The 22,684-nt window shown below is 54.7% G+C and carries 21 protein-coding genes; 8 read left to right on the top strand and 13 right to left on the bottom strand.

The genetic code is table 11. The features are described 5' to 3' along the window. Window positions 1-6 precede the first annotated feature (6 nt). The 9 genes from recO to rpoE all read right to left on the bottom strand — a co-directional run bounded on the left by recO (window position 7) and on the right by rpoE (window position 8,417). Window positions 7-744 carry a DNA repair protein RecO gene (gene recO, locus JLG71_RS06840; RefSeq protein WP_004853269.1) on the bottom strand — a complete coding sequence of 246 codons (738 nt, stop codon included), beginning with the start codon at window positions 742-744 and terminating at the stop codon, window positions 7-9. Window positions 745-942: 198 nt separating this feature from the next. Then, window positions 943-1,848 carry a GTPase Era gene (gene era, locus JLG71_RS06835; RefSeq protein ID WP_004104571.1) on the bottom strand — a complete coding sequence of 302 codons (906 nt, stop codon included), beginning with the start codon at window positions 1,846-1,848 and terminating at the stop codon, window positions 943-945. Next, window positions 1,845-2,525, bottom strand: coding sequence for a ribonuclease III (gene rnc / locus JLG71_RS06830; protein WP_004104573.1), 681 nt, complete (start codon window positions 2,523-2,525; stop codon window positions 1,845-1,847). Before rnc ends, era begins: the two co-directional genes overlap by 4 nt. 226 nt (window positions 2,526-2,751) lie before the next feature. Further along, window positions 2,752-3,726: a signal peptidase I gene (gene lepB / locus JLG71_RS06825; RefSeq protein ID WP_025106581.1), complete on the bottom strand. Its 975-nt coding sequence runs from the start codon at window positions 3,724-3,726 to the stop codon at window positions 2,752-2,754. A 15-nt stretch (window positions 3,727-3,741) separates the two neighbouring features. After that, complete coding sequence (lepA, locus tag JLG71_RS06820) at window positions 3,742-5,541, bottom strand: translation elongation factor 4 (protein ID WP_004853275.1); 1,800 nt, start codon at window positions 5,539-5,541, stop codon at window positions 3,742-3,744. A gap of 185 nt (window positions 5,542-5,726) precedes the next feature. Beyond that, complete coding sequence (rseC, locus tag JLG71_RS06815) at window positions 5,727-6,206, bottom strand: SoxR-reducing system protein RseC (protein ID WP_014230402.1); 480 nt, start codon at window positions 6,204-6,206, stop codon at window positions 5,727-5,729. Beyond that, complete coding sequence (rseB, locus tag JLG71_RS06810) at window positions 6,203-7,159, bottom strand: sigma-E factor regulatory protein RseB (RefSeq protein WP_004853278.1); 957 nt, start codon at window positions 7,157-7,159, stop codon at window positions 6,203-6,205. The genes rseC and rseB overlap by 4 nt, the downstream gene beginning before the upstream one ends. Next, window positions 7,159-7,809, bottom strand: a complete 651-nt coding sequence (gene rseA, locus JLG71_RS06805; protein WP_004853279.1) for an anti-sigma-E factor RseA — start codon at window positions 7,807-7,809, stop codon at window positions 7,159-7,161. Before rseA ends, rseB begins: the two co-directional genes overlap by 1 nt. Window positions 7,810-7,841: 32 nt before the next feature. Next, complete coding sequence (rpoE, locus tag JLG71_RS06800) at window positions 7,842-8,417, bottom strand: RNA polymerase sigma factor RpoE (protein ID WP_004104583.1); 576 nt, start codon at window positions 8,415-8,417, stop codon at window positions 7,842-7,844. A gap of 424 nt (window positions 8,418-8,841) precedes the next feature. Here rpoE and nadB point away from each other — a divergent pair, with 424 nt between their 5' ends. Next, window positions 8,842-10,461 (top strand): L-aspartate oxidase, encoded by a 1,620-nt coding sequence (gene nadB / locus JLG71_RS06795; RefSeq protein WP_004853280.1) that lies wholly within the window; start codon window positions 8,842-8,844, stop codon window positions 10,459-10,461. Here nadB and trmN read toward each other — a convergent pair. Beyond that, on the bottom strand, window positions 10,446-11,186 hold the full coding sequence (gene trmN, locus JLG71_RS06790; RefSeq protein ID WP_014230403.1) for a tRNA(1)(Val) (adenine(37)-N(6))-methyltransferase TrmN: 741 nt from the start codon (window positions 11,184-11,186) through the stop codon (window positions 10,446-10,448). The genes nadB and trmN overlap by 16 nt on opposite strands. Before the next feature lie 132 nt (window positions 11,187-11,318). Between trmN and srmB the strand changes: the two genes are divergently transcribed. Then, window positions 11,319-12,650, top strand: coding sequence for an ATP-dependent RNA helicase SrmB (srmB, locus tag JLG71_RS06785; RefSeq protein WP_004853282.1), 1,332 nt, complete (start codon window positions 11,319-11,321; stop codon window positions 12,648-12,650). 45 nt (window positions 12,651-12,695) lie between these two features. On the opposite strand, the gene grcA is transcribed toward srmB, so the two are convergent. Then, a complete protein-coding gene (grcA, locus tag JLG71_RS06780; RefSeq protein ID WP_004104596.1) occupies window positions 12,696-13,079 on the bottom strand; it encodes an autonomous glycyl radical cofactor GrcA in 384 nt (127 codons plus the stop codon). Window positions 13,080-13,390: 311 nt separating this feature from the next. On the opposite strand from grcA, the gene ung reads away from it, so the two are divergent. Beyond that, the gene (ung, locus tag JLG71_RS06775; RefSeq protein WP_014230405.1) at window positions 13,391-14,080 is read left to right on the top strand and encodes a uracil-DNA glycosylase; all 690 of its coding nucleotides are present in this window, start codon (window positions 13,391-13,393) and stop codon (window positions 14,078-14,080) included. Window positions 14,081-14,135: 55 nt separating this feature from the next. Here ung and JLG71_RS06770 read toward each other — a convergent pair whose 3' ends face one another. Next, window positions 14,136-15,209 (bottom strand): tRNA/rRNA methyltransferase, encoded by a 1,074-nt coding sequence (locus JLG71_RS06770; protein ID WP_004123719.1) that lies wholly within the window; start codon window positions 15,207-15,209, stop codon window positions 14,136-14,138. 203 nt (window positions 15,210-15,412) lie between these two features. On the opposite strand from JLG71_RS06770, the gene trxC reads away from it, so the two are divergent. The 5 genes from trxC to JLG71_RS06745 all read left to right on the top strand — a co-directional run bounded on the left by trxC (window position 15,413) and on the right by JLG71_RS06745 (window position 21,135). Continuing rightward, complete coding sequence (gene trxC / locus JLG71_RS06765; RefSeq protein WP_004104599.1) at window positions 15,413-15,838, top strand: thioredoxin TrxC; 426 nt, start codon at window positions 15,413-15,415, stop codon at window positions 15,836-15,838. 69 nt (window positions 15,839-15,907) lie between these two features. After that, window positions 15,908-16,606 carry a tRNA-uridine aminocarboxypropyltransferase gene (locus tag JLG71_RS06760; protein ID WP_064358940.1) on the top strand — a complete coding sequence of 233 codons (699 nt, stop codon included), beginning with the start codon at window positions 15,908-15,910 and terminating at the stop codon, window positions 16,604-16,606. Between the two features lie 35 nt (window positions 16,607-16,641). Further along, entirely contained in the window at window positions 16,642-19,320 is a 2,679-nt protein-coding gene (locus tag JLG71_RS06755) for a bifunctional acetate--CoA ligase family protein/GNAT family N-acetyltransferase (RefSeq protein ID WP_025106576.1), read from the top strand. A 93-nt stretch (window positions 19,321-19,413) separates the two neighbouring features. Further along, a complete protein-coding gene (pssA, locus tag JLG71_RS06750; RefSeq protein ID WP_014230410.1) occupies window positions 19,414-20,769 on the top strand; it encodes a CDP-diacylglycerol--serine O-phosphatidyltransferase in 1,356 nt (451 codons plus the stop codon). Window positions 20,770-20,808: 39 nt separating this feature from the next. Then, entirely contained in the window at window positions 20,809-21,135 is a 327-nt protein-coding gene (locus tag JLG71_RS06745; RefSeq protein WP_014839230.1) for a YfiM family lipoprotein, read from the top strand. Between the two features lie 2 nt (window positions 21,136-21,137). Here JLG71_RS06745 and JLG71_RS06740 read toward each other — a convergent pair whose 3' ends face one another. Then, a complete protein-coding gene (locus JLG71_RS06740; protein ID WP_004853296.1) occupies window positions 21,138-22,436 on the bottom strand; it encodes an MFS transporter in 1,299 nt (432 codons plus the stop codon). Window positions 22,437-22,684: the final 248 nt, after the last annotated feature.

Below are 22,684 nucleotides of genomic sequence, written 5' to 3'. Positions count from 1 at the left end.
TCCTCGTTAATCGTTATTTGTTTTATCGGCTCGCGCTGCCCGCGCGGGCAAAAACTGACGAAAAAGCTCGCGACTTTTTAGCGGCTTCCCGCCCAGATAGGGCTTCAGGGCGATACGGGTGAAACGCTTTGCCGCGCGCAGCGCATCGCTGTCCGGAAATTCACGGCTCGCCAGCGCCTTAAGATGGTGCCCGGTAAAGGTGTTGTTATCAATAACCACGCTGGCGATAAAGCCTTTTTCTTCACGGTAGCGATAGGTCATTGCGTCGTCAACCGCTTCTCCGCTGCCGGCGCAGTGCAGGAAATCCACGCCATATCCCAGATGCCCCAGCAGCGCCAGTTCAAAACGCCGTAGCGCCGGTTCCGGCGAGCCGCTTGCGCCAGCCAGAGACTGGATACAGTGCAAATAATCGAAGAAGAGTTCGGAAAAGCGCGTTTCATGCTCAAGCACGCGAGAGAGAAGTTCGTTGACGTAAAGGCCGCTGTAGAGCGTGATGCCGCTGAGAGGGAGCGCCAGCGAGACGGCTTCCGCGCTGCGCAGCGTTTTGACTTCGCCGCGCCCGCCAAAGCGAAGCAGTAAGGGAGTAAAAGGCTGAAGCGCGCCTTTGAGGTTCGAACGTTTGGAACGTGCGCCTTTAGCCACAAGGCGCACGCGGCCGGATTCTTCCGTGAAGACGTCCAGCATCAGGCTGGTTTCGCTCCAGGGACGGCTATGCAGTACGAAAGCGCGTTGCCAGCCTTCCATCATACTCGTCGTCTTTCAAGCCGCAGGTGCGTTGGCTGCGCCCACTCACCCCAGTCACTTACTGAAGTAAGCTTCCGGGGACTCACGGTCTTGCCGCGTGACTCAGCCTCTGGCCTCGCTCCTTCGCAGCCAGCGCAAGCGCTGTTCAAAACACTTTGTGTTTTGTCCTGCACCTCGAAAGCCATAGAGTATCCAAACTTAGAGATCGTCGCCGTAACCGAGACTGCGCAGCGCGCGTTCGTCATCAGCCCAGCCGGACTTCACTTTCACCCACAGCTCGAGGTGAACCGGCGCTTCAAACATATCCTGCATGTCTTTACGCGCTTCGATACCGATGGTTTTGATTTTGGCCCCTTTGTTGCCAATCACCATCTTCTTCTGCCCTTCACGCTCAACCAGAATCAGACCGTTGATATCGTAGCCGCCGCGCTCGTTGGTTACAAAACGTTCGATTTCCACGGTAACGGAATACGGCAGTTCAGCGCCGAGGAAACGCATCAGCTTTTCACGAATGATCTCGGAAGCCATAAAGCGCTGAGAGCGGTCGGTGATGTAATCTTCCGGGAAGTGATGAATCGCTTCCGGCAGATGCTTACGCACGATACCGGCGATGGTATCAACGTTCAGCCCCGTTTCCGCGGAAATCGGCACGATATCAAGGAAGTTCATCTGGCTGCCAAGGAACTGCAGGTGCGGCAGAAGATCGGCTTTTTCCTGTACGTTATCGACTTTGTTGACCGCCAGAATCACCGGCGCTTTGCCATCGCGCAGCTTGTTGAGCACCATCTCGTCGTCCGGCGTCCAGCGGGTACCTTCAACGACGAAAATAACCAGCTCAACGTCGCCAATGGAGCTGCTTGCCGCTTTGTTCATCAGACGGTTAATCGCGCGTTTTTCTTCCATATGCAGGCCCGGGGTATCGACGTAGATCGCCTGATACGGACCTTCAGTATGAATACCAACGATGCGGTGACGCGTCGTCTGCGCTTTTCGGGAAGTGATCGAGATCTTCTGCCCGAGCAGCTTGTTCAGCAATGTGGATTTGCCCACGTTTGGACGACCAACGATGGCAATAAATCCGCAGTAGTTCTTTTCTTCGCTCATTCCAGCTCCAGCTTTTTCAGCGCCTGTTCGGCGGCAGCCTGCTCCGCCTTGCGACGGCTAGAACCCGTGCCAACCACCGGTTCACTCAGGCCGCTAACCTGGCAGTGGATAGTAAATTCCTGATCGTGCGCTTCACCGCGAACCTGTACCACCAGGTAAGACGGCAGCGGCAGATGGCGCCCCTGCAGATACTCCTGCAAGCGCGTCTTCGGATCTTTTTGCTTGTCGCCCGGGCTGATTTCATCCAGACGACTCTGGTACCAGGAGAGAATAAGGCGCTCAACGTTCTGAATATCGCTGTCGAGGAAAATCCCGCCGATTAACGCTTCAACGGTGTCCGCCAGTATAGATTCACGGCGAAAGCCCCCGCTTTTCAGTTCACCCGGCCCAAGACGCAGACATTCACCTAATTCGAACTCGCGGGCAATTTCTGCCAGCGTGTTGCCTCGTACCAGGGTCGCGCGCATGCGGCTCATATCGCCTTCGTCTACCCGAGGGAAACGATGATAGAGCGCGTTCGCGATCACAAAGCTCAATATTGAGTCGCCTAAAAATTCCAGGCGCTCATTATGTTTGCTGCTGGCACTGCGGTGAGTTAATGCCTGTTGCAACAGCTCCTGATGATGAAAAGTGTAGCCCAGCTTCCGTTGAAGCCGATTAATTACGATGGGGTTCATGCGTTACCAATAGATGAATGCGTCAAAAATGCAGCACACGAAACCGACCTGAGTAAAAACCAACGCGGTTTCGTGTGCTGTGTCAATCTTACGAGAGACAACCTAAAACTTCGGGGGGATATTCTATACGCAACGACAAGGGATGTCGTTAGTTTGAATAGATTTAAATTTTAAATAATTCACGCTGCCGTTATTGCGTCGGCAGCGTGAATAAAGCAGGAAAAATTTACTGGATACCACCGATACGCGATAAACGTACGCCGGTAGGCCATTCGCCTTCCTGTTTTTCGAAACTCATCCAGATTGCGGTTGCTTTACCCACCAGATTCGCTTCCGGCACAAAGCCCCAATAACGGCTATCGGCGCTGTTATCGCGGTTGTCACCCATCATAAAATACTGCCCCGGCGGGACAATCCAGGTCGCCAGCGGCAGACCGGACTGATGGTAATACATCCCCACCTGGTCCTGAGCAATCGGTACGGTCAATATACGGTGGGTCACTTCGCCCAGCGTCTCTTTACGTTCGGTCAGACGGATGCCATCGGCTTTCGTCTCGCCTTTCGGCAGTTGCCAGAAACCGCTGGTCGCTTCGCCGCCGTTGCTGCGGGAGAAGGTCTGTACGAAATCGCTCGGCTCAACGTTGGAGTAAGTGACCGGCAGCGCGTTGCCGCAGGCCTGGCCAGAACTACAGCCCGGCTGGATAGTGACCTGCTTGGCAATCGGATCGTAAGTCACTTTATCACCCGGTAAACCGACCGCACGCTTGATATAATCCAGGCGCGGATCTTGCGGATATTTAAAGACGACAATATCGCCGCGCTTCGGATGTCCGGTTTCGATCAGCGTCTTCTGGTAAATCGGATCTTTAATGCCGTAGGCAAACTTCTCAACCAGAATAAAATCGCCGATCAGCAGCGTCGGCATCATCGAGCCGGAGGGGATCTGGAAGGGCTCATAAATGAATGAGCGAACCACCAGCACAATCGCCAGTACCGGGAAGATTGACGCGCCGGTTTCCAGCCAGCCCGGTTTCGGGCCGACCTTTTTCAGCGTTTTCTTGTCCAACTGGTCGCCGGTCGCTGCCTGCGCAGCGGCCTGACTTTCGCGACGTTTTGGCGCAAAGATAAACTTATCCAGGCACCACAACAGACCCGTCACCACAGTAGCGATGACCAGGATCAGGGCAAACATGTTCGCCATGCCAACTCCTTAGGGTTATTTGCCGTCTTTACCAACGTGCAGAATGGCGAGGAACGCTTCCTGCGGAAGCTCAACGTTACCGACCTGCTTCATGCGTTTCTTACCGTCTTTCTGCTTCTGCAGCAGCTTTTTCTTACGGCTGACGTCGCCGCCATAGCATTTCGCCAGGACGTTTTTACGCAGCTGTTTTACGGTAGAGCGGGCAATGATGTGGTTGCCGATGGCAGCCTGGATAGCGATATCGAACTGCTGACGCGGGATCAGCTCTTTCATCTTCTCTACCAGTTCGCGGCCGCGGTACGGCGCATTGTCGTTATGCGTGATCAACGCCAGCGCATCCACACGCTCGCCGTTAATCAACACATCCACACGCACCATGTTGGAAGCCTGGAAGCGCTTGAAGTTGTAGTCCAGCGATGCATAGCCGCGGGAGGTAGACTTCAGTCGGTCGAAGAAGTCGAGCACCACTTCCGCCATCGGGATTTCATAGGTCAGCGCAACCTGATTGCCGTGGTAAACCATGTTGGTCTGTACGCCGCGCTTTTCGATACACAGGGTGATGACGTTGCCCAAAAACTCCTGCGGCAGCAGCATGTGACACTCCGCGATCGGCTCGCGCAGCTCCTGAATATTGTTCAGCGGCGGCAGCTTCGACGGGCTGTCGACGTAGATAACCTCTTTCGAGGTGGTTTCGACTTCATAGACTACCGTCGGCGCCGTGGTGATCAGATCCAGATCGTATTCACGCTCCAGGCGCTCCTGGATGATCTCCATATGCAGAAGACCCAGGAAGCCGCAGCGGAAACCGAAGCCCAGCGCCGTAGAGCTTTCCGGCTCATAGAACAGAGAAGCATCGTTGAGGCTCAGCTTGCCCAGCGCGTCGCGGAAGTTTTCATAATCATCGGAGCTGACCGGGAACAGGCCGGCATAGACCTGCGGTTTCACCTTTTTAAAGCCGGGCAGCGCTTTATCTGCCGGGTTGCGCGCAAGCGTCAGCGTATCGCCGACCGGCGCGCCGAGGATGTCTTTAATGGCGCAAACCAGCCAGCCTACCTCGCCGCATTTCAGCTCGGTACGGTCCACCTGCTTCGGCGTGAAGATGCCCAGGCGATCGGCGTTATACACCTGCCCGGTACTCATCACCTTAATTTTATCGCCTTTGCGCATGGTGCCGTTTTTGATACGCACCAGAGAAACGACGCCGAGGTAGTTATCAAACCAGGAGTCGATAATCAGAGCCTGCAGCGGCGCTTCCGGATCGCCTTCCGGCGGCGGAATATCGCGCACCAGGCGCTCCAGCACGTCCGGTACGCCAACGCCGGTCTTCGCTGAACAGCGCACCGCATCGGTGGCATCAATACCAACGATGTCTTCAATCTCTTCCGCTACGCGTTCCGGATCGGCTGCGGGCAGGTCGATTTTGTTCAGGACCGGTACGACTTCAAGGTCCATTTCCATCGCCGTATAGCAGTTAGCCAGCGTCTGGGCTTCGACGCCCTGGCCGGCATCAACCACCAGCAAAGCGCCTTCACAGGCGGCAAGCGAACGAGAAACTTCATAAGAGAAGTCGACGTGGCCGGGGGTGTCGATAAAGTTCAGCTGATAGGTTTCGCCATCAGTTGCTTTGTAATCCAGGGTGACGCTCTGCGCCTTGATAGTGATACCGCGCTCACGTTCAAGATCCATGGAGTCCAGAACCTGGGCTGCCATTTCACGATCGGAAAGGCCACCGCAAATCTGGATAATACGGTCAGACAATGTCGACTTACCGTGGTCGATGTGAGCGATGATTGAAAAGTTACGTATATTCTTCATATTTAGAGTTAATTATGCCTTACGCGAATCATGAGGCCGCTGTTCTGTGCCTGACGTTTTTTAATCCGAAAACGCCGCATTCTACACTACATCCACGAAACCAGGAAATGCTCTTACCGCTAGCATAACCGGAGTAAATGATGAGTTCTTGCGGGAGTTGTAAATAAAGATAAGGGCCAGTGAAATCACTGACCCAGCTGGGAGGAAGGCGTCTCGATGCGGACTAAATCTGGCGGTAAACCGACGCTGATAATAACCGGCTGCCACGACTGCCGGGAGGCTAAGCCAGGCGAAAGACCGCGAGCGACCAGAAACCCGCCAACGCCGCCCAAAATTGCCCCGCAAAGCGAGGCAAAGTCGTTGGCAAACAGCACCTGGAATATCGATGCCATCACGAACAAACCGACTAACGGCGCCATATAAACCAATACCGCCGACCCGAGCAGGCTGCTTTCGGCAATGCCCAGTTCGACTTTTTGCCCGGCCGACAGCGGCTGTTCGCAGGGGACGCTAAGGGTATGGCTGGTTTGCGGCCCAAGCTTATTCAGCACCCGGCTTCCGCAACCGGCGCGAGAAGCACAGCTGCTGCAGGAGGCTTTCACATCGCAGTGCACCAGCGCAACGCCATTTTGCCAGGAAACGACCGTCGCCCACTCTTTAATCATTGTACTGCCCTGAATTTAATACTATCGGAAATACGCTTCGCCGTTTGCGGCGGCAGCTCGCCAACGATGGTTATCTCTGCGTTATCACGCACGGTAGTCGCCACGGTACGACGGCCGGTACGCAGCAGCTGATCGCTGCTATTTGCCGTGGCGCGATTGATATTGACAGAGAAACTAAACAGCCCGTCGGAATACAAACGGGACTCTACCGGGCCATCGAAAGTGGGCAGACGACGCTGGCTGCTGGAGACTTCGGCCACGCCCTGCGGCAGCCAGGTTGGCGCCCAGTTAAAGTTGGCCTTATTGCCCCCTTCCGGCACCGACAGCTGCGGAGGCAGGTTAGCCTTAGACAGGGTTTCCATACTGGCGCTAACGTTATCGCCAACGTTGAACGAGACGACGCGGAACTGCTCAAGCGTTTCGCCGTCGCGATCAAGCAGATCAACGCGCAGAGGCAGCTTAGTTTCAGCATCTAACCATGCGATATAGCTATAGCGGGTGCCATCGCGAGCCACGACGCGCACAACATCGCATAAACGATCGGCAATACGCGTCCGCCCCACGGAAATGAAGTCGTAATAGGATGACAGACGTTTAAAGTCGGAGTAGACCAATGAAGGCAGCGAATCAACGATATAGTCGCCGTTCAGGGTGAAAGGATCGAGTCCGGGCTCAAAATAGCTGATTTCCGTTCCGCGCAGCACCACTTCCCGACGCGGCCCGTCAAGCTGGAGCAGCTGTGCCAGGGTGCGATTGTTTAGTTTAGCGTGTCGATAACGCAGCGACTCAACACCCTGCTTGTTGATGCTGACGAAAGAGAGCTCGTAATTAAGGGACTGGCTGGCCAGGTTCATCTGCTGCAACAACGCCCCGGACGATGTATCAGCCGAGGCGTTGACGGAGAAGAACAGGCTGCCTGCCATGAGCGACATGGCACACCAAAGTTGCTTCATTACTGCGATTGTGTTCCTAAAGTTTGATAGCCCGGCACCTGAACAGCGGCTTGCTGAGTCTGGGCCTGGCCAAACTGAAGCTGTTCCGCATGCAGGCGACGCTGCAATTCATAGTCCTGCAGCATAGCATTAATTCTGCGGCGCTGTTCCTGCACCTGAGCCTGCTGACCGCTACCTGCCGAAGCATCCGCCGGCACGCCCAGGCTGACCGGGCTGGCCTTACCCATCATCGGCATGGTGTTAAACACCGGCGCCTCTGGCTGCTGGGATGAATCAGACTGGCCATTATACTGCTGAACGCCGACAATCACAGCAAGGGATACGCACGCGGCAACGCCCATCTGGGTAAGCGAGCTGGCCCACGGGCGTACTTTTTGCCAGAAAGGCATCTGACGCCACTGGTGCGGTGCGGGCTGAGATTCAGGAATTAGAGGAACCGTCTGACGAACGGGCTCGTTTTCAATGGCGGCCATGACGCGAGCTGAGATATCAAAATGGAGCACCTCACTCGTATCGCCTCGCAGCGTATCGCGGATGAGATGGTAGCTCTCCCAGGTTTTTTGCATTTCAGATGAACGCTCCAGCTCGTTGAGCAGTTCGTTATCCAGCGTTTCACCATCCATTAAGGCCGAAAGTTTTTCTTTCTGCATGCCTGATACCCTTTTCCAGTATTCCGCTATCGTCAACGCCTGATTAGCGGTTGAACTTTATTATCAATAGCTTCTCGCGCCCGGAAGATGCGCGAACGCACTGTGCCCACCGGACAATCCATGATGGCGGCTATTTCTTCATAGCTCATGCCATCCAGCTCCCGCAAGGTAATTGCCATGCGTAAATCTTCCGGAAGCGATTCAATGGTACGAAAAACTATTTGTCTCAGCTCTTCTGACAACATTAAGTTCTCAGGGTTCGAAATTTCTTTCAATGCCCCGCCACTTTCGAAGTTTTCAGCATCATTCGCATCAACATCGCTGGATGGCGGACGGCGTCCCTGAGCAACCAGATAATTCTTCGCCGTGTTTACGGCGATGCGATATAACCAGGTGTAAAAAGCGCTATCCCCCCGGAAAGAATCCAGCGCACGCCATGCTTTAACGAACGATTCCTGAACAACGTCAGCGATATCGCCCGGCGGCACGTAGCGGGAGACCAGACTTGCAACCTTATGCTGATAGCGCACCACCAGCAGGTTAAATGCTTTCTGATCTCCTTTCTGGACCCGTTCAACGAGGACCTGATCCGTTAACTGCTCGCTCATCCGAGGTAATGTCTCCCCAAACCCAATTCCCATGCGTATTCAAAAACACCACCCAATTACTGCATCAAGTGAGCAAGCAGAGGGTTGGAGTGTCTGAAAACAATAAAGTTCCGTTACGCCTTTGTTTTTCGTCCGGCACCGGCTGACGGATTGTTATCTCTCATTATATGTCCCGGTTGCTAAACGATATGTAAGATAATAAGAAAAAGCGCAAGACCCGCCAGAAGGGTAACGTAACCCGGCTTTTATTTCACTATAAAATCTGAAGCTCACGAGCCGCTTCGCAAAACCTTTTTTCCATTTACAGCCCGCCTCATTACGCCGCTATGTTTAGTCCTCACAACGCTGAGTAAAAAAAATGTACGATTTCTCGCTGGCTGGTGCTATTGTTCGCTTATTGTGTTTAGTAAATTAAACAAAGGCCATGAAAACAACTTCCGATTCCTCCTGTGATGTGCTGATTATTGGCAGCGGCGCTGCCGGATTATCCCTTGCCTTACGCCTGGCGGAACGCTGCGCGGTCACGGTTCTCAGCAAAGGCCCTATCAGTGAAGGTTCTACTTTCTACGCTCAGGGCGGTATTGCCGCCGTATTTGATGAAACCGATAGCGTTGAATCGCACATCGAGGATACGTTGATAGCCGGAGCGGGTCTTTGCGATCGCCATGCGGTCTCATTCGTGGCGAGCAACGCTAAACCCTGCGTTCAGTGGCTAATCGATCAGGGCGTGCTGTTTGATACTCAGGTTCAGGCGAACGGCGAAGAGAGCTACCATCTGACCCGCGAGGGAGGTCACAGCCACCGCAGAATTCTCCACGCCGCCGATGCGACCGGTAAAGCCGTTGAGACTACCCTGGTGAGCCAGGCGCTGGCCCACCCTAATATCCGCATACTGGAACGCAGTAACGCCGTTGACCTTATTATCTCCGATAAAATCGGCCTGCCCGGCACGCGCCGGGTGGTGGGCGCGTGGATCTGGAATCGTAATAAAGAAGCGGTTGAAACCTGTAGCGCAAAGGCCGTGGTGCTGGCTACCGGCGGCGCGGCTAAAGTTTATCAATATACGACGAATCCTGACGTCTCTTCCGGCGATGGTATCGCGATGGCCTGGCGTGCCGGCTGCCGGGTCGCCAACCTCGAATTTAATCAGTTCCACCCAACCGCGCTGTACCATCCGCAAGCGCGCAACTTCCTGCTGACGGAAGCGCTGCGCGGCGAGGGCGCGCTGTTGAAACGCCCTGATGGCACGCGGTTTATGCCGGACTTTGACGAGCGCGGCGAGCTGGCTCCGCGCGATATCGTCGCCAGAGCCATCGATCATGAGATGAAGCGCCTTGGCGCTGACTGCATGTATCTGGATATCAGCCATAAACCGGCAGAATTTATTCGCCACCACTTCCCGATGATCTACGAGAAGCTGCTGGGGCTGGGCATCGATCTGACAAAAGAAGCGGTGCCCGTGGTTCCTGCCGCGCACTACACCTGCGGCGGCGTCATGGTTGACGATCACGGGCGCACCGACGTCGACGGGCTGTATGCCATCGGTGAAGTAAGCTATACCGGATTACACGGCGCTAACCGGATGGCATCAAACTCGTTGCTTGAGTGCCTCGTCTACGGGTGGTCCGCCGCCGAAGATATCGTTAAGCGTCTGCCGTTCGCGCAGGCAGTCAATGAACTGCCATCATGGGACGAAAGCCAGGTTGAAATACCTGATGAACTGGTCGTGATTCAGCACAACTGGCATGAGCTGCGCTTGCTGATGTGGGATTATGTCGGCATCGTGCGCACCACCCGCCGTCTTGAGCGCGCCCTGCGCCGCATTACTATGCTGCAGCAGGAACTGGACGAATACTACGCCCGCTTCCGCGTCTCCAATAATTTACTGGAGCTGCGAAACCTGGTGCAGGTTGCCGAGCTGATTGTGCGCTGCGCCATGCTGCGTAAAGAGAGCCGCGGGCTTCACTATACGCTGGACTATCCTGACCAGTTGCCGGAGAGCGGGCCGTCGGTGCTCTCGCCGCTGGCTCACATAAAAAGATAAAAGTCCTGGGTCAGAGCGGTAAATCCTTCGGAATACTGCTGCTCTGGCCCACGGATGATCAATCTGTCGCTAAAGCACTCCTCCCCCGCCGTCGGCGAAAAAGCCAACAGAACCCGATGCGGCGGGCGCACTTCCGTTTCCGCCACGTCGGTACGCAGACGCAGATGCCAGCCCATATTCTGCGCCCGCTGCACAAAGGCGTTACCAATGTCGACCGGAAGCACGACACAGAAAAACCCCTCCTCCGTAATAAGCTCGGCGGCGCAGGTTAATAATGTTGCGTGATCGAGGGAGGAGGTATAGCGAGCCTGCTCGCGCTGCGAGGTGGCGCAAGGTACGCCTTCAGCGAAAAAAGGCGGATTGCTGACAATCAGCTCATAGCGGCGGGTTTGCTGCGGCTGCCATTGCTGAATATCCGCCTGATGAATCTGCAGGCGATCGGCCCAGGGAGAATCCGCGGCGTTTTCTCGCGCCTGTTCTGCCGCCTCTTCATCCAGCTCCACGGCATCCACAATCACCGTCTCGCCGGTTCGCTGCGCGAGCATCAGCGCTAACAGACCGCTGCCCGCGCCGATATCCAGCACGCGCTTAACCTGAGCGATGGGGGCCCATGCGCCGAGTAAAATGCCGTCGGTACCCACTTTCATCGCACAGCGATCGTGGGCGACAAAAAACTGCTTAAACGTAAAACCATTGCGCGGCAGCGCGAACTTCGACTGGGACATCCTCGATAACCTTGCGGGCAAAAAACTCCTGAGCTTAAGGCTATGCACAATACCGGAGAACAGATAGCCTTACAAACAGATGAACATTGCGTCCGTAACGTCTATAATCGGCGGTCCACTCAGAGGTAGATCATGACTGTAACGACTTTTTCCGAACTTGAACTCGACGAAAACCTGCTGGACGCCCTCCAGGATAAAGGTTTCACACGCCCGACAGCCATTCAGGCCGCCGCTATTCCGCCTGCGCTTGATGGCCGTGATATTCTCGGTTCAGCCCCGACCGGCACCGGTAAAACGGCGGCGTATCTCCTGCCAGCGTTGCAGCATCTGCTCGATTTTCCGCGCAAGAAGTCTGGTCCGCCGCGCATTCTTATCCTGACCCCCACGCGCGAACTGGCGATGCAGGTTGCCGACCATGCGCGTGAGCTGGCAAAACATACTCATCTGGATATCGCCACAATCACCGGCGGTGTCGCCTATATGAACCATGCTGAAGTGTTCAGCGAGAACCAGGACATCGTGGTCGCCACGACCGGTCGCCTGCTGCAATATATTAAAGAAGAAAACTTTGATTGCCGCGCCGTTGAAACGCTGATCCTTGATGAAGCGGACCGCATGCTGGACATGGGCTTCGCGCAGGATATCGAACACATTGCCGGTGAAACCCGCTGGCGTAAGCAGACCATGCTGTTCTCCGCCACCCTCGAAGGTGACGCCATTAAAGATTTTGCTGAGCGTCTGCTGGAAGAACCGGTGGAAGTCTCTGCGACTCCCTCCACCCGCGAGCGTAAAAAGATTCACCAGTGGTATTACCGCGCCGATGACGTCAAGCATAAGACCGCTCTGCTGGTCCATCTGCTAAAGCAGCCGGAAGCGACGCGTTCTATCGTCTTCGTCCGTAAGCGCGAGCGCGTGCATGAGCTGGCGGGCTGGCTGCGTGAAGCGGGTATCAACACCTGCTGGCTGGAAGGTGAGATGGTACAGGCAAAACGTAATGAAGCGATTAGCCGCCTGACCGATGGCCGTATTAACGTGTTAATCGCCACCGACGTTGCCGCGCGCGGGATCGACATCGCGGACGTCAGTCACGTTTTCAACTTCGACTTGCCGCGCACGGCCGACATCTATCTGCACCGTATCGGTCGTACCGGACGCGCGGGTAAAAAGGGAACGGCCATCTCTCTGGTCGAAGCCCACGACCATCTGCTGCTGGGTAAAATTGGCCGCTATATTGAAGAGCCGTTAAAAGCCCGCGTCATCGATGAACTGCGCCCGACCACTCGCGCCCCCAGCGAGAAGCAAACCGGTAAACCTTCCAAGAAGGTTTTAGCCAAGCGTGCAGAGAAGAAAGAGAAAGAAAAAGAGAAACCGCGCGTGAAAAAACGCCATCGCGATACCAAAAACATTGGTAAGCGTCGTAAACCAAGCGCAGCGGATGCTCCGCAGAAGTCAAACGAAGAGTAAAAAAAACGCCGGGATATCCCGGCGTTTTCACATTAAAACGGAATCTTACAGGCTTTCAGTAAAAGTACGGGCGATAACGTCGCGCTGCTGTTCCGGAGTCAGAGAGTTAAAGCGTACCGCATAGCCAGACACGCGAATGGTCAGCTGCGGGTATTTTTCCGGATGTTCAACCGCGTCCAGCAGAGTTTCGCGACGCAGCACGTTAACGTTCAGGTGCTGACCGCCTTCAACGCGGACTTCAGGCTTCACGTCTACCGGGATTTCACGGTATTCGATTTCACCCAGATTGCTCACTGCAACCACGTCATCTTCAGCAAAACCGGCTTTCGCGCACAGGCAGCGGGCTTCGCCTTTTTCGCTATCCAGCAGCCAGAAAGAGTTCAGCAGGTCGTCGTTTGCAGCTTTAGTAATTTGGATACCAGTAATCATTTTATGCCTCCCAGGCAGGGTTTGTTCGATTATTGGCCTTCGCGGCCAATTGGTAAAACCATTGTTCTATGAGTGTATATATATCAGCCGTACACCCGGCATTCTTTGATTTAAATCAACAAAAACCACATCACAAAAGTGGTCATAGGCGGATATTATTGTTTTACATCAAGTTACGCCATGCCACCTACCAAATAAATTTGTAAGTTTTCAATTTTTTTTGCATAAAGAGCGTCAATCGCGTGGGGCAAATTTTGTGATGTTGAAAGATGCAGTTAAGCTATGGCAATGACACTTTGCAGGAGAGCAAAATGACCGCCCCATTAACCTGGCATGACGTGCTGGCAGAAGAGAAGCAGCAACCCTATTTTGTTAATACCCTGAAAACCGTTGCTGACGAGCGGCAATCGGGAATCACCATCTATCCCCCGCAAAAAGATGTCTTTAACGCGTTTCGTTATACTGAGCTAAGCGACGTTAAAGTGGTGATTCTCGGCCAGGATCCTTACCATGGACCAGGGCAGGCGCACGGCCTCGCCTTCTCGGTTCTACCGGGCATTCAGATCCCGCCATCGCTGCTGAATATGTACAAGGAACTGGAAGGGACGATACCAGGCTTTCAGCGCCCGACTCACGGTTATCTCGAAAGCTGGGCGCGCCAGGGCGTGTTGCTGCTCAATACCGTATTAACGGTACGTGCCGGACAAGCGCACTCTCACGCCAGCCTCGGTTGGGAAACTTTTACCGATAAAGTCATTTCGCTGATTAACCAGCATCGGGAAGGCGTCGTCTTTCTGCTGTGGGGTTCGCATGCGCAGAAGAAAGGCGCGATAATCGATCGCCAGCGCCACTGCGTGCTCAAAGCGCCGCACCCGTCGCCCCTCTCCGCCCACCGCGGGTTCTTTGGCAGTAATCATTTCGTGCAGGCGAATCAGTGGCTGACCGAACGCGGCGAAGCGCCCATTGACTGGCTGCCCAGGCTACCGGCTGAAAGCGAATAGCTCTGAAAATGAAAATGCCAGCATTACGCTGGCATTTTGACTCTGAGACAAGGTGTTACGCCTTGTTCTGCCGCCACCATTCAGCCAGCAGCACGCCGGTTGCTACGGACACGTTCAGGCTTTCAACGTTGCCGGTGCCTTCAATCGCGATGTTCAGATCGGCGCTGGAGATAGCGGCGTCAGAAAGACCGTCACTCTCCTGCCCTAACACCAGCACCATTTTCTTCGGCAGCTCGGCTTTGAACAGCGGAGTCCCGTTATGGCTGGAAGTAGAAACAATCGCGTAGCCCGCTTTACGGAAGCGCTCGAGCGTATCGATGAAGCTGTCGCCCGTAATCGGCTCAACGTGCTCAGCGCCGCCTTCCGCAGTACGAATCGCGGCGCCGGACTCCATAACGCCGGCATCCTGCACAATCACGCCTTTGACGCCAAAGTGCGCGCAGCTGCGCATAATCGCGCCGAGGTTGTGCGGGTTGCCGACATCTTCCAGCGCCAGAACACAATCTTCAGCGTCGGCTTTAGCCACCCACTGCTCAACGGAAGTGCCGTGGCGCTTTTTAATCAGGAAGCAAACCCCGCCGTGGTGTTCAGTGCCGGACGCTTTCGCCAGCTCTGCTTCATCGACCACGTGATAGGCTTTACGATTCGCCGCCATCCAGCGCAGAGCTTCTTTGAAGCGCGGGGTCACGCTCTGGATAAACCAGGCGCGAACGATGGCGTCCGGACGGCTCTGGAACAGCGCCTGGCAGGCGTTTTCACCATAAACGCGGGTTTCTTCCGCGCGCTGGCGGCGCAGCACTTCAGGATCGATAAAGCTTTTTCCGCTGATCCCGCCGTGATCCGCTTTTACCGGCGCCTCATCGCCCGGCGCGCGGGATACGGTACGCCACGGAGAGGAGCCCTCGCCGCCAAAGCCTTCACGCTTGCGATCGTCACGTTTACGATCGCCACCGCGGCTCTCTTTTTCATCGCGCGCGGGGCGGTTACGACCGTCAACACGAGACTTTCCTGGACGTCCCCCGCCCTTCCCGGTACGCGGGTTATGGGTACGTCGGTCAGAATCATCATCACTGCGGACATACATCACTTTGACCTTGCCGCTTTTATTTTTCAGTTCGTCGTCGCTCATTCATTTTCTCCACCTGCGCTGCGCGAAGCGCGCAGATTACCCGATGTGCCATCACTTAGCCATTATTTCATTTAAAAGCCTGAGTCTATCGTATTCATTGAATAAAACTCATTGTCCTTTATTCGCAGTGCATCGATAATATGTAACATTACAGAAACAAATCGGCCACGTGCCGCGCTGCAACCCATAACCAGAGGTTAGTTATGAATACCGTTTGTGCCAGTTGTCAGGCTCTGAACCGCATCCCCGACGATCGTAGCGCCGATGGCGCGAAATGCGGGCGCTGCGGTCACGATCTTTTTGATGGCGATGTGATCAACGCGACCGGGGCAACGCTGGATAAACTGCTGAAGGACGATCTGCCCGTGGTTGTTGATTTCTGGGCGCCGTGGTGTGGCCCCTGCCGTAACTTTGCGCCAATCTTTGAAGATGTGGCTGAAGAACGCAGCGGCGAAATGCGTTTCGTGAAAGTGAATACCGAGATGGAGCGTGAATTGAGCGCTCGCTTCCGCATTCGCAGCATCCCGACCATTATGATGTTTAAAAATGGCGAAGTTATCGACATGCTCAATGGTGCCGTACCTAAAGCACCTTTCGATAGCTGGCTAAACGAAGCAGGCCAGCAGTAAACCTCACGGGGCACCGCTTGTGCCCCGTTTTCTCCTCTGCGACAATGGCGTTTTTTCTTAGCGATCCCCATGACTGATAACGCCGTCCTTCGCCTTCGCGCCGAACGCCTCGCGCGCGCCACCCGGCCTTTTCTTGCTCGCGGCAACCGTATCCACCGCTGCCAGCGTTGCTTGCTGCCGTTGAAGCAGTGCCTCTGCGCCACCCTCAAGCCGGCTGCCGCCACCAGCCGTTTTTGCCTGGTGATGTTCGATACCGAGCCAATGAAGCCCAGCAATACCGGCCGCCTGATTGCCGATATCCTGCCGGAGACGGAGGCCTTTCAGTGGTCACGAACCGAACCGCCGCAGGCGCTTCTCGATCTCGTCGCCGACGCGCAATATCAGCCGATGGTGGTTTTTCCTGCCTCTTACGCTGGCCCAGAGCGTCAGGTACTTGATTCACCACCCCCGGGTAAACCACCGCTGTTTATTATGCTCGACGGCACCTGGCCCGAAGCGCGAAAAATGTTCCGTAAAAGCCCCTGGCTTGACGCGCTGCCGATGATTTCCGTCGATCTGTCGCGTATCTCCACTTATCACCTGCGGGAAGCTCACGCAGAAGGCCAATACTGTACTGCCGAAGTCGCGATTGCGCTGCTGGATCTCGCGGGGGATGAAAGCGCAGCCACGGCCCTTAGCGAGCACTTCAGCTTATTCAGAGCGCGCTACCTGGCAGGAAAAACTCAGCATAAGGGCAGTATCACAGCACAACTGACAGAAAACGTTTAAAATCATTCGGTCACTGGGGATCAAAGGAGACCGGTATGAGCCAACGAGGCCTGGAAGCATTGCTGCGGCCAAAGTCGATCGCCGTTATTGGCGCATCAATGAAACCACAGCGCGCCGGTTATCTGATGATGCGCAACCTGCTGGCGGGCGGATTTAGCGGCCCCGTTCTCCCCGTAACGCCAGCGTGGAAAGCGGTTCAGGGCGTACTGGCCTGGCCTGACGTCGACAGTCTGCCCTTCACGCCCGATCTCGCCGTGCTTTGTACTAACGCCCGCCGAAATCTTGAGCTGCTGGAAGCGCTGGGGCAAAAAGGGTGCAAAACCTGCATCATTCTCTCCTCCATCCCGGAACAGTATCCCGCGCTGCTTGAATGCGCCTCCCGCTACCAGATGCGTCTGCTCGGCCCTAACAGCCTTGGCCTGCTTGCGCCGTGGCAGGGCCTCAACGCCAGCTTTTCGCCGGTGCCTATTCATCGCGGCAAACTGGCGTTTATTTCGCAATCGGCGGCGGTCTCCAATACCATCCTCGACTGGGCCCAGCAGCGCGAGATGGGTTTTTCTTACTTTATTGCGCTGGGGGATAGTCTGGACATCGACGTTGATGACCTGCTTGATTTCCTCGCTCGCGATAGTAAAACCAGCGCCATTTTGCTTTATCTCGAACACCTCAGCGATGCCCGTCGTTTTGTCTCTGCGGCCCGTAGCGCATCGCGTAATAAGCCGATCCTGGTGATAAAAAGCGGACGCAGTCCGGCTGCGCAGAAGCTTCTGCACGTCAACTCTGGCATGGATCCGGCCTGGGACGCCGCTATTCAGCGCGCAGGTTTATTGCGCGTACAGGACACGCACGAGCTGTTCTCAGCGGTCGAAACCCTCAGCCACATGCGCCCGCTGCGCGGCGAGAAACTGATGATAATCAGCAACGGCGCCGCTCCGGCTGCGCTGGCGCTGGATGAGCTCTGGCTGCGTAACGGCAAACTCGCCGCGCTCAGCGAAGAGACCAGCAGCGCTCTCCGTCAGGCATTACCTGAAACCATCGATATTGCCAACCCGCTGGATCTCCGCGATGACGCCAGCAGCGAGCATTACCTCAAAGCGTTGAACGTACTGCTGGATAGCCATGACTACGATGCGCTGCTGGTGATCCACTCTCCCAGCGCTGCCGCACCGGGAACAGAGAGCGCGCTGGCGCTGATTGACGCCCTGAAGCGCCACCCGCGCGGCAAATACGTTACGGTTCTTACCAACTGGTGCGGTGAGTTCTCTTCACAAGAAGCCCGGCGCCTGTTTAGCGATGCGGGGCTGCCGACCTATCGAACGCCTGAAGGAACCATTACCGCTTTTATGCACATGGTGGAGTACCGGCGTAACCAGAAACAGCTCAGGGAAACCCCGGTCCTGTCAGATTCGTTAACCACTAACGCTGCCGAAGCGTACAACCTGCTGCAACGGGCAATGAATGAAGGCGCAACGTCGCTGGATACCCATGAAGTGAGCCCCGTTCTGCACGCTTACGGTATTCATACCCTGCCGACGTGGATTGCCGCTGATAGCGCCGAGGCTGTACATATTGCCGAGCAGATTGGCTACCCCGTCGCTCTGAAGCTGCGCTCGCCTGATATTCCGCACAAGTCGGAAGTTCAGGGGGTTATGCTTTATCTGCGCACGGCTACCGAGGTACAGCAGGCCGCGGACGCGATTATAGATCGCGTCAAAATGACCTGGCCTCAGGCGCGTATTCACGGGCTGCTGGTGCAAAGCATGGCTAATCGCGCCGGGGCACAGGAGCTGCGGGTTGTCGTTGAGCACGATCCGGTTTTTGGGCCGCTGATCATGCTGGGGGAAGGCGGCGTCGAATGGCGGGCTGAGGATCAGGCCGCCGTCGCGCTCCCGCCGCTGAATATGAACCTTGCGCGCTATCTGGTTATCCAGGCCATCAAAAGTAAAAAAGTGCGCGGCCGCAGCGCGCTGCGCCCTCTCGATATTCCTGGCCTGAGCCAGCTTCTGGTACAGGTATCGAATTTGATCGTCGACTGTCCGGAAATACAGCGCCTGGATATTCATCCTCTTCTGGCTTCCGGCCACGAGTTTACCGCGCTTGATGTCACGTTAACTCTCGCACCGTTTACCGGCGATAGTGAAAGTCGCCTGGCCATACGCCCTTACCCTCAGCAGCAGGAGGAGTGGGTGGTGATGAAGAATGGTGAACGCTGTCTTTTCCGTCCCATCCTCCCGGAAGATGAGCCGCAGCTTATGGCCTTTATCGCTCAGGTCACGAAAGAAGATCTTTATTATCGTTACTTCAGCGAAATCAACGAATTTACTCATGATGATTTAGCCAATATGACGCAGATCGACTACGATCGAGAAATGGCCTTTGTTGCTGTGCGCACCACCGCCGAGGGGAACGAGATCCTCGGCGTAACGCGAGCGATCTCCGATCCGGATAATATCGATGCCGAGTTTGCTGTACTGGTGCGCTCCGACCTGAAGGGTATGGGGTTAGGCCGCAAGCTCCTGGAAAAGCTGATTGTCTACACGCAAAACCACGGCCTGCAGCGTTTGAATGGCATTACCATGCCGAATAATAAAGGCATGATCGGACTCGCCAGAAAGCTAGGATTCTCGGTTGATATTCAGCTTGAAGATGGAATTGTCAGTTTGTCTCTACATCTTGTACCTGAGCAATTACAAACGGCTGGCCGCAATTGTTGACTACTTTAACGGGTAGTAATGGTATTATTGCCCGCTTACGTCGTCTGCATGGTACAGAAGACCCTTCAATAAACAGAGAAGAAACGCACTGTGATGTTGTCAAAATTTAAACGCAATAAACATCAACAACACCTTGCCCAACTCCCTAAGCTTTCTCAGTCAGTTGATGATATCGAGTTCTTTTACGCTCCGGCAGATTTTCGGCAAGCGTTACTGGCCAGGATAGCTCAAGCCACCCAGCGTATTTGTATCATTGCGCTTTATCTGGAACAGGATGATGGCGGCAAAGGAATTTTGCAGGCGCTCTATGACGCTAAGCGTCAGCGTCCCGAATTAGATGTTCAGGTGTTGGTCGACTGGCATCGCGCCCAGCGCGGGCGTATTGGCGTCGCGGCGTCAAACACCAATGCCGACTGGTACTGCCGCATGGCGCAGGAAAATCCCGGTGTCGATATCCCGGTTTATGGCGTTCCGGTCAATACCCGGGAAGCGCTCGGCGTCCTCCACTTCAAAGGTTTTATCATTGATGACAGCGTTCTCTACAGCGGCGCCAGTCTGAATGATGTTTACCTGCATCAACACGATAAGTATCGCTACGACCGCTACCAGTGCATTCGCAACGGTAAAATGGCTGATGTGATGTTCGACTGGGTTGAGAATAACCTGGTGCAAGGGCGTGGCGTTAACCGCCTTGACAGGGCCGATCGGCCAAAAAGTCCGGAAATCAAAAATGACATCCGCCAGTATCGCCAGGAGCTCCGCGATAGCAGCTATCATTTTATCGGCAATGCTGACGATGACCAGCTGTCGGTCACTCCGTTAGTGGGCCTCGGGAAGACGAGTCTGCTGAATAAAACCATTTTTCATTTGATGCCCTGCGCTGAGCATAAGCTGACTATCTGCACCCCCTATTTCAACCTGCCCGCTCTGCTGGTACGTAATATCATCCAGCTGCTGCGTAGCGGGAAGAAAGTCGAAATTATCGTTGGTGATAAAACCGCTAATGATTTCTATATTCCGGAAGATCAGCCGTTTAAAATTATCGGCGCGCTGCCCTATCTTTACGAAATCAATCTGCGACGCTTCCTGAGCCGACTGCAGTATTATGTCAATACCGATCAGCTGATTGTCCGTTTATGGAAGGACGACGATAACAGCTACCACCTGAAAGGCATGTGGGTTGATGACGAATGGATGCTGCTGACCGGCAATAACCTGAACCCGCGCGCATGGCGGCTGGATTTGGAAAACGCGATACTTATCCACGATCCAAAACACCAGCTCGGCGCAATGCGTGAAAAAGAGCTCAATCTCATCCGCAAACATACTACGATCGTTCAGCACTATCGCGATCTACAAAGTATTGCCGATTACCCGATAAAGGTACGCAAACTGATCAGGCGTCTGCGACGTATCCGAATCGACCGCCTTATCAGCCGTATTCTCTGAATTCACGCCCCGCCCAGCGGGGCTTTTTCTGGAATTAGTATGCGCGTCATCATGCTTATTGCCCCACTATTATTACTGACTGGCTGCAGCCATATGGCTAATGATTCATGGAGCGGCCAGGATAAAGCCCAACACTTCCTCGCCTCAGCCATGCTTTCCGCCGCAGGCAACGAATATGCCCAGCATCAGGGCTATAGCCGCGACCGGAGTGCCGCTATAGGCTTTATGTTTTCCGTGAGCTTAGGGGCATCGAAGGAGCTATGGGACAGCCGCCCGTCAGGGAGCGGCTGGAGCTGGAAAGATTTTGCCTGGGATGTGGCAGGTGCCACTACCGGCTATGCGGTATGGCAGCTGGCACATCAGTAATGCTACAAACGTAGCCCCTTGCCTTTACGATGCAGCGTCAGGGAGACCAGGAAGGCAATCGCTCCCATGACGGTCACGTACCAGTAAAAGGCGTGCTCAATTCCCGCTGATTTTAGCGACAGCGCGACATACTCTGCCGAGCCGCCAAATAGCGCATTGGCCACCGCATAAGAGAGTCCAACCCCCAGGGCACGAACCTGAGCCGGAAACATTTCGGCCTTCAGAATGCCGCTGATTGAGGTATAGAAGCTTACTATCAACAGGGCGCATATCACTAAAGCAAATGCCGCATACGGTGAACTCACGTTCTGTAATGCATTGAGAATCGGGACAGTGAAGACGGTGACGAGTACGCCAAAACAGAGCATTGAGGTCCGGCGGCCAATCTTATCCGAAAGCGCGCCGAAAAGCGGCTGAACAAGCATATAAACAAATAAGGCAGCGGTCATAATCATGCTGGCGGTACCCGCGCTCATGCCTGCGGTGTTGACCAGATATTTCTGCATATAGGTTGTAAAGGTATAAAAGCTTAACGACCCTGCGGCAGTGAATCCGAGCACCATGATAAATGCCTTACGGTTACGCCATAATCCTTTAAACGATCCCGCTTCTTTTAACGCGCGCGTTTCCTGTTTAGACGTTTCGTCCAGCTGTCGTCTCAGCCACAGGGCAACAATAGCCAGGACTGCGCCAAGAGCAAACGGGATACGCCATCCCCAGGCATGAAGCTCTTCATCGCTGAGGATCTGCTGCAAGGCAACCACAACAAGCACGGCCAGAAGTTGCCCACCAATCAGCGTGACGTATTGAAATGAGGCATAGAAACCTTTCTTTCCTTCCACCGCGACTTCGCTCATATAGGTCGCGCTGGTACCGTATTCTCCGCCAACGGACAGGCCCTGGAACAGGCGTGCAAGTAGCAGCAGAGCCGGGGCCCAGGTCCCTATCGTTGCATAACCCGGCAGGCAGGCAATCACCAGTGAACCAAAACACATCATGCATACGGAGATAAGCATAGAGGTTTTACGTCCACGACGATCGGCAATGCGCCCGAATATCCATCCCCCGATCGGACGCATCAGAAAACCCGCCGCAAATACCCCTGCAGTTTGTAACAATTGCGTAGTGGTGTTGCCAGAAGGAAAGAAGATGTGCGCAAAGTAGAGTGAGCAAAATGAATAGACGTAGAAATCAAACCATTCCACCAAATTCCCTGATGACGCCCCCACAATTGCCCATATACGGCGCCGGGTATCACCCTGATCCTGGGATCCGCGTTCGCTAATACTGCTTTCTGTCATTGTAATTCTGCTCCAGCAAAGACTGCAATCTGCCGCGTCGGGTGACCCCGCTCAATCAGACAAATCGATTAGTAAATTAAATGTTATATAATTGTTATTTTTTAGTTTGTGATGCCATTCACATTTTTTTTCGTACTGCAGGTTTTCGCGATTAAAAGGAGATTCTTCAGGATTAGCAAAGTGAAATATGGTGAATAGCGGGCCAGAACAGGTTTTTATACAGGCGATATTGCGGCACAAATTTATGT

The organism is Klebsiella michiganensis (assembly GCF_015139575.1).
GTDB classification, from domain to species: domain Bacteria; phylum Pseudomonadota; class Gammaproteobacteria; order Enterobacterales; family Enterobacteriaceae; genus Klebsiella; species Klebsiella michiganensis.
The sequence above is the reverse complement of the archived record's forward strand: the minus strand, read 5'-3'. Positions and strand labels throughout refer to the sequence as shown.